Raw genomic sequence first — 13,105 nt, 5'->3', positions numbered from 1 at the left:
CGCCGGCGGCGTCGCGCACCGTGCCCGCGGTCGCGCGCTTGCCCGACGATCGCGACGACCTGCCGTTCAAGGAGCGCTGCGTGCTGGTGATCGAGGACGAGCCGCAGTTCGCCAGGATCCTGCGCGATCTCGCCCATGAGCTGCGGTTCAGCTGCCTGATCGCGCAGAACGCCGACGACGGCTTCGACACCGCGGCCCAGTACAAGCCCGACGCGATCCTGCTCGACATGCGCCTGCCCGACCATTCCGGCCTGACCGTGCTCGAGCGTCTCAAGGAAAACCCGACGACCCGGCACATACCGGTGCACGTGGTATCCGTCGAGGACCGTAGGGAGGCCGCGCTGCAGATGGGCGCGGTGGGCTACGCCATGAAGCCGGCGACCCGCGACGAACTCAAGGCGGTGTTCGGCCGCCTGGAGGCCAAGCTGGTGCAGAAGGTCAAGCGCATCCTGCTGGTGGAAGACGACGCTCGCCAGCGCGAGAGCATGTCGCGGCTGATCGAGGACGTCGACATCGAGATCACTGCCGTGGAGTTCGGCGAGCAGGCGCTCGAGCTGCTGCGCAGCACCGTGTTCGACTGCATGATCATCGACCTCAAGCTGCCGGACATGGACGGCAGCGAACTGCTCGAACGCATGGCCAAGGAGGACATCTGCTCCTTCCCGCCGGTGATCGTCTACACCGGGCGCAACCTCACCCGCGACGAGGAGGCGGCGCTGCTCAAGTACTCGCGCTCGATCATCATCAAGGGGGCGCGCTCGCCGGAGCGCCTGCTCGACGAGGTCACGCTGTTCCTGCACAAGGTCGAGTCGGACATGCCGCCGGAGCGGCAGAAGATGCTCAAGAGCGCGCGCAGCCGCGAGAAGGCATTCGAAGGGCGCAAGATCCTGGTGGTCGACGACGACGTGCGCAACGTCTTCGCCCTGACCAGCGCGCTGGAGCACAAGGGTGCCCTGGTGGAGATCGCGCGCAACGGCCTGGAGGCGATCGACAGGCTGCAGCACGACAGCGACATCGATCTGGTGCTGATGGACATCATGATGCCGGAAATGGACGGCTTCACCGCCATGCAGGAAATCCGCAAGGACGCGCGCTTCGCCAAGCTGCCGATCATCGCCGTCACGGCCAAGGCCATGAGGGACGACCAGGAGCGCTGCCTGCGCGCCGGTGCCAACGACTACCTGGCCAAACCCATCGACCTCGACCGCCTGTTCTCGCTGATCCGCGTCTGGCTGCCGAAAGTGGAGCTGCTGTGACATGCCCGACCGCAACGTCGAAATCGAACTCAAGCTGCTGATCGAGGCGATCTACCTCAAGTACAGCTACGATTTCCGCGACTACTCCAGAGCCTCGCTCAAGCGCCGGGTGCTGCTGGCACTGAAGCAAATGGACTGCGACAGCATCTCCGCGCTGCAGCGCAGGATCCTCTACGACGCCCAGGTCTTCATGGACCTGCTGCAGTACCTGACCATCCCGGTCAGCGAGATGTTTCGCGACCCCGGTTACTACCGCGCGCTGCGCGAGCAGGTGGTGCCGGTGCTGCGCACCTATCCCTCGCTGAAGATCTGGATCGCCGGCTGCAGCACTGGCGAAGAGGTCTACTCGATGGCCATCCTGCTGCAGGAGGAGGGCCTGCTCGAGCGCTCGCTCATCTATGCCACCGACATCAACCCGCGCTCGCTGGAGCAGGCGCGCCAGGGCATCTTCGCCATCGAACACCTGCGCCAGTACACCGCCAATTACCAGCAGGCCGGTGGCAAGCGCAGCTTCTCCGATTACTACACGGCCGCCTACGACTCGGCGATCATGGACAAGTCGCTGAAGGAAAAGGTCACTTTCGCCGATCACAGCCTGGCCACGGACAGCGTGTTTTCCGAGACCCAGCTGATCTCCTGCCGCAACGTGCTGATCTACTTCAACAAGCCGCTGCAGGATCGCGCCTTCGGCCTGTTCCACGAGTCGCTCTGCCACCGCGGATTTCTCGGCATGGGCTGCAAGGAAACCGTCGAGTTCTCGTCTTACGCCGGGCTCTACGAAGCGTTCGACAAACAGGAAAGGATCTTCCGCAAGCTATGAGCAGCGTTGCGCGGACCATCTTGCGCGGTAAGCGCCAGCCTCCGGTCGACGCCGTGGTGATCGGCACCTCGGCCGGCGGCCTGGAGGCGCTGAGTGTCGTGCTGCATGGCCTGCCTGCCGGTTTCCGTCTGCCGCTGCTGGTGGTCCAGCACGTGTCGGCCCAAGGGCCGACGCACCTGGCCGAGATCTTCCAGCGCAAGACCGCGATGACGGTCAAGGAAGTCGACGACAAGGAAGCGGTGTGCGGCGGCACGGTGTATTTTGCCGCGCCCGGCTACCATCTGTTGGTCGAAAGCGATCACAGCCTGTCGCTGAGCCAGGACGATGCGGTGAATTTCTCGCGGCCTTCCATCGACGTGCTGTTCGAATCCGCGGCCGACGCCTGGGGGCCGAACCTGGCGGGGGTCCTGCTCACCGGCGCCAACGAGGACGGCGCCGCCGGCCTCGAGGCGATTCACTGCAGTGGCGGGCTGACCGTTGTCCAGGACCCTGCCGAAGCGGCGGTACCGACCATGCCCCGTGCTGCGCTCCAGCGCTTCGCGCCGGACCATATTCTGCCCCTGCGCGATATCCATCGATTGTTGCAAGAACTGGAGTGACCATGCCCGATCGTACCGACGAGGTGAACCTGCTGATCGTCGACGACCTGCCGGAGAACCTGCTGGCGCTGGACGCATTGCTCCAGGCCCCCGGCGTTCATGTGCACCAGGCCGAATCGGCCGAACAGGCGCTGGAGCTGTTGCTGCGCCACGAGTTCGCCCTGGCCATTCTCGATGTGCAGATGCCCGGTATGGACGGTTTCCAACTGGCCGAGCTGATGCGCGGCACCGAGCGCACCAAGCAGATCCCCATCGTCTTCGTCAGCGCCGCCGGCCGCGAACTCGACTATGCCTTCAAGGGCTACGAGAGCGGCGCCGTGGACTTCATGCACAAGCCGCTGGATGCCCATGCGGTGCGCAGCAAGGTCAGCGTGTTCGTCGACCTGTACCGCAGTCGCAAGCGCCTGGCGCGCCAGCTCGAGGCGCTGGAGGAGAGCCGACGCGAGCAGGAAGTGCTGCTCGACGAGCTGCGCAATACCAAGGCGGAACTGGAGAACGCCGTGCGCATGCGCGACGACTTCATGTCGGTCGTCTCCCATGAGTTGAAGACGCCGCTGAACACGCTGATTCTCGAGGTGCAGTTGCGCAAGCTGCAGCTGAGCCGCAACAACCTCGCCGCGTTCGACGAGAGCAAGCTGCGCGGCATGGTGGACAAGGACGAGCGGCAGATCCAGAGCCTGATCCGCCTGATCGACGACATGCTCGACGTCTCGCGCATTCGCACCGGCAAGCTGTCGATTCGCCCCTCGCGCTTCGACCTGGCGCAGTTGGTCGGCAACGTCGTCGAGAGCTTCGCCGCGCAGATGGAGGCCAAGGGCTGCCAGCTGCAGCTGGAGCGCAGCGAGCCGATCGTCGGCGTGTGGGATGAGTTCCGCATCGAGCAGGTACTGGCCAACCTGCTGACCAACGCCATGCGCTACGGTGCCGGCCAGCCGGTTCGGGTCAGCGTCGCGCCCTGCCCGGAGGGCGCCTGCATCGAGGTGCGTGACCAGGGTATCGGCATCAGCTCGAAGAGCCTGGCGCGCATCTTCTGCCAGTTCGAGCGCGCCGAAGGCAGCGAAGGCAGCGCCGGGCTGGGGCTCGGCCTGTTCATCGCCGACCAGATCGTCAAGGCGCACGGCGGGCGCATCCAAGTGGAGAGCGAGGAGGGCCGGGGCTCGCTGTTCCGGGTGCTGTTGCCGCTGGGCGAGGGTTAGGGTCGTAGCGGGCCTCCCACAAAAGCAGCAGGCATCCACTCGAACCTGTGGGAGGCGCGACCCCGCGGCGATTGCAGGCCGAAGGTCTGCCAGCTTGCAGCTGCCCTGGTGGCCTAGGACGAACAGCTGATCTCCAGATGCTTGCCCCATTCCGGTGGCCGTTCGGCGTAGCGCTGCATGCCGGGCTGTTCGTCGAAGGGGCGCGAAAGTACCGCGTGCAGTTCGCGCACCGGGCCGTAGTCGCCCCGTTCCGCCGCCTCGATGGCCTGCTGCGCCAGGTAGTTGCGCAGGATGTACTTCGGGTTGACCGCCTGCATCCGCGCCTGGCGCTCGCCCGTTTCGTCGCCCTCGCGGCCGATCCGGGCCTGGTAGTCCTGCGCCCAGGCGTCGAAGCCCTGCAGATCGACGAAGTCCTCGCGCAGCCGGCGCAAGGCCTGCCCGGGCGGATTCTCGCTCAGCTCACGGAAGAAGTTCGTGTAGTCCACCGCGCTGCCCTGCATCAACTGCAGCAGGCGGCGCACCAGCGCTTCGTCACCGTCCTCGGCCCGGGCGAAGCCCAGCCGCCGGCGCATCAGGTCCAGCCATTCGGCCTGGTACAGCGGCAGGAACAGCTCCATCGTCTGGCGCAGGGCGGTCACCTCGACGAAGGGCGTCAGTGCCTGGGCCAGTGCGGCGAGGTTCCAGTGGGCGATGGGCACCTGGTTCTCGAAGGAGTAGCGGCCCGTGTCGTCGGAATGGTTGCAGATGAAGCGCGCGTCGAAATCGTCGAGCAGCGCGTAGGGGCCGAAGTCGAAGGTGATGCCGAGGATCGACATGTTGTCGGTGTTCATCACCCCGTGGCAGAAGCCGTAGGCCTGCCAGCGCGCGATCAGCGCGGCGGTGCGTTCGAGCACCTGGCGGAACAGCGCGTGGTAGGGCTCGGGATGCTCCAGCAGCTCGGGGAAATGCGCCTCGGCGACATGCTCGAGCAGGCGCTTCAGCGCGTCGTGCTGGCGGGTGTAGTAGAAGAATTCGAAGTGGCCGAAGCGCACGTGGCTGGGTGCCAGGCGCAGCAGCATGGCGCCGCGCTCCTGGCGCTCGCGGTAGACCGGGGTGTCCGAGCCGATGACGCACAGCGCGCGCGAGCTGGGGATGCCCAGCGCATGCAGGTGTTCGCTGGCGAGGAACTCGCGGATCGACGAGCGCAGCACCGCGCGGCCGTCGCCCATGCGTGAGTAGGGCGTCTTGCCGGCGCCCTTGAGGTGCAGGTCCCAGTGCTCGCCGGCGTCGTTGACCACCTCCCCGAGTAGCAGCCCGCGGCCGTCGCCCAGCTGCGGGTTGTAGCTGCCGAACTGGTGGCCGGAATAGACCATGGCGCGCGGCTCGGCGGTGGACCAGATCTTGTGCCCGGAGAACAGTTCGGCGAACAGCGGTTGCTGCGCCTCGGCCGGGTCCAGGTCGAGCAGCGCCATCGCCGCTTCGCTGGCCACCACCAGCCGCGGCGTGTCCAGCGGCTGCGGCGACACCTGGGTGGAGAAGGTGTCGCCGAGGCGGGCGAAGCGGTTGTCGAAGCGGAGCTGGGTCAGGGTTTTCAAGTCGCCTCCGGCACGGCATGCAGGCAAGGATAGCCCGGCCGAGGCCGGGCCCGTTCAGGACGTTGGAGGCCGCGAGGCGCCTGGGTGTTCCTCAGGCCTGGTCGCCAGCCGCCGGCTTCGCCCCGTCGTCGGCGGGCCTGGTGCTCGCGCTGAGCTGCAGCTGCTGGCCGGCGAAGTTCTTCAGGAACACGTCGACCTTGCGGAAGGCGATGTTGATGCCGGCCTTGTTGAATTCGCGGTCGATGAAGCGGTTGATCTCGTCGGTGGCCGGGTTGCGGTCGCCGAGGTCGCGCACGTGGATGCGCAGCTCGTGGTCCAGCGTGCTCTCGCCGAAGTTGAGGAACAGCACCTGCGGTTCCGGCTCCTTGAGCACCCGCGGGTTGTCCCGCGCCGCCTGCAGCAGCAGCCGGCGCACCGCGTCCAGGTCCGAGCCGTAGGCGACGCCGACCTTGAGCGTCACCCGGGTCACGGTGTCGCTCAGCGACCAGTTGATCAGCTGGCCGGTGATGAAGGTCTTGTTCGGAACGATGATGTCCTTGCGGTCGAAATCGGTGATGGTGGTGGCGCGGATGCGGATGCGGCTGACCGTGCCGGACAGGTTGCCGATGGTCACCACGTCGCCGATGCGCACCGGCCGCTCGAAGAGGATGATCAGGCCGGAGATGAAGTTGGCGAAGATCTCCTGCAGGCCGAAACCCAGGCCCACCGAGAGCGCCGCCACCAGCCACTGCAGCTTGTCCCAGCTGACGCCGAGGGTCGACAGCGTGGCGACGATGCCGAAGCCGGCCAGCGCGTAGGACAGCAGCGTGGTGGTGGCATAGGCGCTGCCCTGCGCCAGGCGCAGCTTGGACAGCACCATGACTTCCAGCAGGCCCGGCAGGTTGCGTGCCAGCGCCGCGGTGATGGCGATGATCAGCAGCGCGCCGAGCAGGTTGTTCAGGCTGATCGCGAGGTGGTCAGGGTCTCGCCACTGCCGCTGGTGTATTCGTAGAGGGTGATGTTGTCCAGGTAGGAGACCACCGAGATCAGGTCCGACCAGACCCAGTACAGCGCCACCAGGAACAGGCCGAACATGGCCATCCGGGTCAGGCGCAGCGACTGCTGGTTGACCTGCTCGATATCCAGCCCCGGCTCGCCCTGGAGCTCCAGCGCGTCGCCGGTCTCGTCGGCCTGCGCCTGGCGCTTGGCCAGTGCGCGCTTGTAGGCCAGGCGCCGCGCCGCCACGGTCAGGCCGCGTACCAGCGCGGCTTCGACGACGATCCAGATCATCAGCAGGTAGAGCGTGTCGATCAGCCGGTCGGTGAGTTTCAGCGCGGTGTAGTAGTAGCCGAAGCCCACGGCGACGATCAGTGCCAGTGGCAGCAGGCTGAACAGCAGGCCGATCATCAGCCGTAGCGGTGGCGCATTCTGGCTCGACGGGCCCTTGAGCAGCAGGCGGTTGAGGCGCCAGCTCATCAGCGCGAAGCAGGTCAGCACCACGAGGATGCCCAGCACGTCGTCGGCCAGCCGTGCCGGCTGGTGTTCGGCCACGCTGACGACGGCGACCAGGGCCACCACGCTCATGCCCAGGCGGCGGATTTCGTTGCGCAGGAAGGCGACCTGCGGGCGCGACCAGCCGAAGTGCACCTCGGCCACGCGCCCCGGCGACAGCATGCGGTAGGCGCTGTAGAACACCAGCCAGGCCTGGGCCATCTCGAACAGTGCGGCGCCGAGGACGTAGTTCTGTCCGCGCGCGTCCATCTGCAGCAGGTAGCCGCACAGCGCCAGGAACAGCGCGCCGGGCAGCGCCAGCAGCAGGTTGAGCAGCAGCGCCAGCGGCGTATGCAACTGGCTGTCGTTACGGAAATGACCGATCTCGCCGCTCAGGGCGCTGAGCTTGGCGTCGATCTTGTTGCGCCACCAGAACAGGGCGGCGATCAGCAGCAATAGCGGCAGGAAGAACAGCGGGCGCTCCTTGAGGCCGGCGCCGAGCTCCTGCACGGCCGAGAGCCAGGGCATCGCCGCCAGTTGGGCCTTCAGCCGCTGCGGCGCGCCCTGCAGCCAGTTGTGATCCAGCGGCCTGTTGCTGGGAATCCAGAACATCTGCTCGTCCAGGGTGTCGCTGAGCGCGCGCGCGGTGTCCTGCAGCTGTTTCTGGTTCAGCTGCAGGGTGATCGAGGCGTTGAGCAGCGCGTCCAGTTCGCGGTTGAGGCGGTCGAGCAGTTCGCTGCGGGTATTGATCAGTTCCAGCAGCGTCCGCCGCAGCTCGGGGGTGACGTCCTCCTGCTTCTGCCGCGCCAGCAACTGCTCGACATAGGCGCCGGGGTTGCCCGCGGTTTCGCGGCGCTGGTTGAGTTCGAACTGGTAGAGGCGGATGTCGGCGATGTCGTCGGCGAGGTTCTTGTCCAGCTGCAGGCTCGGCAACGCCTGCTTCTGCTGGTAGAGGATGCGCGACAGCAGCAGGCTGCCCTCGAGCACGGAGATCTGTTCTTCCAGCGCCTGGTCGGTCTGGTTGAGCGTATCGAGCTGCTGGCGGGTCTGCAGGTTCTGCTGGTTGAGCCGGTTCAGCCGTTCGGTGGCGCGCAGCAGGTAGTCGGAAAGCTTGAGGTTCTCGGCGCTTTCGGCGGCGAGCAGCTTGTCCGAGCCGGCCTGCTGCACCCGCGCCGAGAGTTCGGCCACGGTCTGTTCCGATTCGGCGCGGCGTTTCTCGTTGATCAGGCCCTGCAGCGCCTGGGTTTCCTGCTCGGCGCGGGCGATGCGTTCGGCCAGCAGGTCGCGGCGGCTCTTGCCCAGGTCCTGCAGCAGGCCGTTGCCGGCCAGTTCCTGGCGGCGCAGTTCGATCTGCGCGTTGAGCGAGCCGATCTCCGCTTCCAGCAGGGCGCGGCGTTCCTCGCTCAGCGGCTTGCCCGATTCGCGGCCGCTCTTGAGCAGGTTGTTGACGTCCTGGATGCGCGTCTGCGCCGTGCCGATCTGCGCCTGCGCGCGTTCGGGGCGGGTCTGCGCCGAGATGATCATGCTGTTGGCGGCGCTGAGCTGCTTCTGCCACTCGGACAGCTCGTCGACCCGTGCACTCAGGCGTTGCTCCAGGGCCTCGACCGATTGCCTGGCATAGCGCTGGGCGGGATCTTCCGCCGGGCTGGCCTTGAGCCTGGCCAGTTCGCGCTGGGCATCGGCGATCTCCCTCGGCGCCTGCGCCAGCAGTGTCTTCAGTTCCTCCAGGCGCGTAGTGCTGGCCTCGGTCTGCTGGAGCAGGTTCTGGGTCTGCTCGGCAAGCGGGACCTGTGCGGATTTCGCCTCGCCCTCGGTGGCGGGCGGGGTGCCGGTCAGGCTGTCCAGCGGTTGGGCGTGCAGGGGACCGGCGAGCAGGCAGAACGTTGCGAGCAACAGGGTGCGCAGGAGTGACATGGAGGCAGCGGGTACGCGGATGACGAAGAAGTGCGGAGTCTACGGGCTGCGCCGGCCGAGCGCGAGTCCGCAGGTCGGGCCACGCGGCCGCCGGGCGCCACTGGCAGATGCGCCCGTTGCGCCGCTAGAACAGCAGCTGCGGGCCGGGCTTGTCGCCCTCGGGAAACTTCAGGCCGACCTTGCGCACCTCGCCGGCGTCCATCGCCGCCACGGTCCAGGTCAGCCCGTTCCATTCGACCTGGTCCCCGACCACCGGGCGGCCGCCGACGCGTTCGGCCATGAAGGCGCCGATCGTCTGCGCGCCGTCGACATCGCCCAGCTTGAGCCCGTAGAGCGCGGCGATGGCGCTCAGCTGGGCGTCGGCCTCGAGAATGAAGTCGCCGAAGAAACGCAGGTCCTGGCCGCGCTTGGGCGCCTGGCTGAACAGCTTGCCGAGTGCCGGGAGGTCTTCGTCGTGGCCGATCACGCAGAGGATGTCGTTGGCCTGCAGGCGGGTGCTGCCGGACGGGTGGAGCAGCTCGCGGCCGCGAAACAGGGCGGCGATGCGGGTGCCGGGCGGCATCTTCAGCTCGCGCAGCGCGGCGCCGATGCACCATTTGCCGGCACCCAGGCGGTAGACGAACAGTTCCCACTGGCTGGTGGCGTGAATCTGCAGGCCGGCGCGGGAGATCGGCGAGGGCGAGGGCGGGACTTCCACCTTGGCCTTCCTCGCCGCCCAGGCCAGCGTCGAGCCCTGCAGCAGCAGCGACACCAGCACGATGAAGAACGCCACGTTGAAGAACAGCTGGGCGTTCTCCAGCCCGGCCATCAGTGGGAATACCGCGAGAATCACCGGCACCGCGCCGCGCAGGCCGATCCAGGAGATGAACAGCCGTTCGCGCAGATGGAAGCTGCGAAACGGCAGCAGGCTGACGAACACCGCCAGCGGCCGGGCGAAGAGGATCATCCACAGCGACAGCGCCAGCGCCGGAAGGGCGATCGGCAGCAGTTCGCTGGGTGTCAGCAGCAGGCCAAGCACCAGGAACATGCCGATCTGGCTGAGCCAGGCCAGGCCGTCGAACATATGCAGGATGCCGTGGCGGTTGCGGATCGGACGGTTGCCCAGCAGCAGCCCGCAGACATAGATCGCCAGGATGCCGCTGCCGCCGATGGCGCCGGAGAGGGCGAAGATCATCAGCCCGCCGGCGACCGCCAGCAGCGGGTAGAGGCCGTCGGCCACCGACAGCCGGTTGATCAGCTGCAGCAGCAGCCAGCCGCCACCCAGGCCGAGCAGGGTGCCGATGCCGAATTGCTGGACCAGGCTGAGCAGGAAGTCCCAGCCGAAGGTGGTGCGCCCGGCGAGGAGCATGTCGATCAGGGCGACGGTGAGGAACATCGCCATCGGATCGTTGCTGCCCGATTCGATTTCCAGGGTCGAGCCGACCCGTTCGTTGAGGCCCTTGCCGTTGAGCAGGTTGAACACCACGGCGGCGTCGGTGGAGCCGACGATGGCGCCGATCAGCAGGCCCTGCAGCAGCGGCAGCTCGAACAGCCAGGCGGCCGCCAGCCCGGTCAGCCCCGAGGTGATCGCCACGCCCAGGGTGGCTAGCGAGAAGGCTGGCTTGAGCGCGACGCGGAAGGTCGTCGTGCGCGTGCGCATGCCGCCGTCGAGGAGAATCACCGCCAGCGCCAGGTTGCTGATGACGAAGGCCAGCTGGTAGTCCTCGAAGACGATGCCGCCGATGCCGTCGACCCCGGCGAGCATGCCCACGGCAAGGAAGATGACCAGGATCGGCACGCCGAGACGGGTCGACAGCGAACTCATCAGGATGCTGGCAGCAACCAACAGGGCACCGATAAAGAACAGGTGGTTGATGCTGCCGACGTCCAAATGAAATCTCCGTTAGAGGAAGCTGCCTTCGCATTCATGCATGCGATATGCCAGCGATTCTAACCTGACGATTTGACGGGCTGTCAAAAAAGCGCCCCGCCAGCGCGGGGCGTGTCTGGCGGCGATGGCGAGGCTCTAGAACCAGGCGTCGCGCATGGCGAGGCAGGTGTCGTCGCGGCTGTGCAGCAAGGCCAGTTCGTGCTGGCAGGCGGGCACTTCCCAGGTCAGGAAGTAGCGCGCGGCCTGCAGCTTGCCGCGGTAGAAGTCGGCGTCGGCCGGATTGCCTTCGGCCAGCCCGCGCTCGGCGCGCAGCGCCTGCTCCAGCCAGCGCCAGCCGATCACCGCATGGCCGAACACTTTTAGATACAACGCCGAGTTGGCCAGCGCCTGGTTCACCTGGCCGGCGGCGAGGTCGCCGAGCAGTGCCTGGGTCACTTCGGCGAGGCGGGCGACGTGCCGTTCCAGCGGCTCGCGCAGCGCGCTCAGCGCAGCGTGCTCGGCGGCGCGCCGGCAACTGGCCTGGATCAGCCCGAGCAGCTGGCGCAGGCCGGCGCCCTGGTTCTGCATCAGCTTGCGGCCGAGCAGGTCCTGCGACTGGATGCCGTGGGTGCCTCGTGGATCGGGTTGAGGCGGTTGTCGCGGTAGTACTGCTCCACCGGGTATTCGCGGGTGTAGCCGTGGCCGCCGAGCACCTGGATCGCCAGCTCGTTGGCCTTGAGGCAGAACTCCGAGGGCCAGGACTTGACGATCGGCGTCAGCAGGTCGAGCAGTTCGCCGGCGTCGCGACGTTCTTGCTCGCTCTCGGCGCTGTGCTGGTCGTCTACCAGGCGCGCCGCGTAGAGGCCCAGGTCGAAGGCGCCTTCGACATAGGCCTTCTGCATCAGCAGCATGCGCCTGACATCGGTGTGCTCGATGATCGGCACCTGCGCCGAGGTCGGGTCCTTGCCGTCCGGCAGCCGGCCCTGCGGGCGCTCGCGGGCGTAGTTCAGCGAATAGAGGTAGCCGGCGTAGCCGAGCATGATCGCGCCCATGCCGACGCCGATGCGCGCCTCGTTCATCATCTGGAACATGTAGACCAGGCCCTTGTGCGGCTCGCCCACCAGGTAGCCGACGCACCCGCCGTTGTCGCCCCCCGCATTGTCACCGAAGTTCAGCGCGGTGCTGGTGGTGCCGCGCCAGCCCATCTTGTGGAACAGCCCGGCCAGCAGCACGTCGTTGCGCGGGCCGAGGCTGCCGTCGTCGTTGACCAGGAATTTCGGCACGATGAACAGGCTGATGCCCTTCACCCCGGGCGGCGCGTCCGGCAACTTGGCCAGCACCATGTGCACGATGTTCTCCGACAGCGCGTGGTCGCCGCCGGAAATGAAGATCTTGTTGCCGCGGATGCGGTAGCTGCCGTCGCCGGCCGGCTCGGCACGGGTGCGGATGTCCGACAGCGAGGAGCCGGCATGCGGCTCGGTGAGCGCCATGGTGCCGAAGAAGCGGCCCTCTATCATCGGTTGCAGGAAGCGGCGCTTCTGTTCGTCGCTGCCGAAGGTCTCGATCAGGTGCGCGGCGCCCATGCTCAGCATCGGATAGGAGCTGGTGGCGATGTTGGCCGACTGGAAATGCGCGAAGCAGGCCCGCGACAGCAGGTTCGGCAGCTGCATGCCGCCGTCCTCGAAGCTGCGCTGGGCGTTGTGGAAGCCGGCCGCGATGAAGGCGTCCACCGCCGGCTTGACCTCGGGGATCAGCAGCGCCTCGCCGTTGCGGTAGACCGGTTCGTGCTCGTCGGATTTGCGGTTGTGCGGGGCGAAGTACTTCTCGGCGAGGTTGCGCGCGGTGCCGAGGGCGGCATCGAAGGTCTCGCGGTTGTGATCGGCGAAGCGCGCGCGGCGGGTCAGGGCCTCGGCATCGAGCACCTCGTAGAGTTCGAACGCCAGATTGCGCGGGCAGAGCAGGGTCTCGGTCATGGTCAACCTCCGTTTTTATGCGTTCGAGTCTAAGGAGCGGCGGCGCCGCTGCCTAGCTCCATACATTCGGGTGATAGTGCATAAAACCGCGCATCTTCTGGCATCCTGCGGGCATGGCAGTAGAGGGGGCACGAGCATGGCCGAGAACGAGCTGACGACACGCAAGAACGACCACCTGGACATCGTCCTCGACCCGGCTCATGAGCGCCGCCCGTCGCCCAGCGGCTTCGATGCCTGGCGTTTCGAGCACTGCGCCCTGCCGGAACTGGACCTGGATGCGGTGGACCTCTCGACGCAGCTGTTCGGCCGGCCGCTGGCCGCGCCGCTGCTGATCAGCTCGATGACCGGCGGCGCGCGGCGGGCGGCGGCGATCAACCGGCACCTGGCCGAAGCCGCGCAGGAATTGCGTATCGCCCTGGCCGTGGGCTCGCAGCGCGTGGCGCTGGAATCCGGC

General features: G+C 67.1%; 7 protein-coding genes and 2 pseudogenes. 5 read left to right on the top strand and 4 right to left on the bottom strand.

The window, feature by feature from the left end; translation table 11 throughout:
- The 4 genes from BAY1663_RS20215 to BAY1663_RS20200 form a co-directional block, all read left to right on the top strand.
- Positions 1-1,256: response regulator (locus tag BAY1663_RS20215; protein ID WP_037044286.1), on the top strand; the 1,256-nt coding region annotated here is incomplete at its 5' end.
- 1 nt (position 1,257) lies between these two features.
- The gene (locus BAY1663_RS20210; RefSeq protein WP_037044284.1) at positions 1,258-2,076 is read left to right on the top strand and encodes a protein-glutamate O-methyltransferase CheR; all 819 of its coding nucleotides are present in this window, start codon (positions 1,258-1,260) and stop codon (positions 2,074-2,076) included.
- Positions 2,073-2,675 (top strand): chemotaxis protein CheB, encoded by a 603-nt coding sequence (locus BAY1663_RS20205; protein ID WP_037044281.1) that lies wholly within the window; start codon positions 2,073-2,075, stop codon positions 2,673-2,675. The genes BAY1663_RS20210 and BAY1663_RS20205 overlap by 4 nt, the downstream gene beginning before the upstream one ends.
- A gap of 2 nt (positions 2,676-2,677) precedes the next feature.
- Entirely contained in the window at positions 2,678-3,871 is a 1,194-nt protein-coding gene (locus tag BAY1663_RS20200) for a hybrid sensor histidine kinase/response regulator (RefSeq protein ID WP_037044279.1), read from the top strand.
- Between the two features lie 113 nt (positions 3,872-3,984).
- Here the strand turns inward: BAY1663_RS20200 and selO are convergent, their stop codons facing one another.
- From selO to BAY1663_RS20180, 4 genes and pseudogenes are all read right to left on the bottom strand, one after another.
- Positions 3,985-5,445, bottom strand: coding sequence for a protein adenylyltransferase SelO (gene selO, locus BAY1663_RS20195; protein ID WP_037044277.1), 1,461 nt, complete (start codon positions 5,443-5,445; stop codon positions 3,985-3,987).
- Between the two features lie 91 nt (positions 5,446-5,536).
- Positions 5,537-8,829, bottom strand: a pseudogene (gene mscK, locus BAY1663_RS20190) (mechanosensitive channel MscK).
- A 124-nt stretch (positions 8,830-8,953) separates the two neighbouring features.
- Positions 8,954-10,699: a potassium/proton antiporter gene (locus BAY1663_RS20185; protein ID WP_037044274.1), complete on the bottom strand. Its 1,746-nt coding sequence runs from the start codon at positions 10,697-10,699 to the stop codon at positions 8,954-8,956.
- 135 nt (positions 10,700-10,834) lie between these two features.
- Positions 10,835-12,651, bottom strand: a pseudogene (locus BAY1663_RS20180) (acyl-CoA dehydrogenase).
- A 136-nt stretch (positions 12,652-12,787) separates the two neighbouring features.
- Between BAY1663_RS20180 and BAY1663_RS20175 the strand changes: the two are divergent.
- A partial coding sequence (locus BAY1663_RS20175; RefSeq protein ID WP_037044271.1) for an alpha-hydroxy-acid oxidizing protein occupies positions 12,788-13,105 on the top strand: 318 nt, incomplete at its 3' end.

Source organism: Pseudomonas sp. BAY1663, assembly GCF_000582595.1.
Taxonomy (GTDB): domain Bacteria; phylum Pseudomonadota; class Gammaproteobacteria; order Pseudomonadales; family Pseudomonadaceae; genus Stutzerimonas; species Stutzerimonas stutzeri_AF.
Note: the sequence above shows the minus strand (reverse complement) of the source record. Positions and strands in the feature narration are given on the sequence as shown.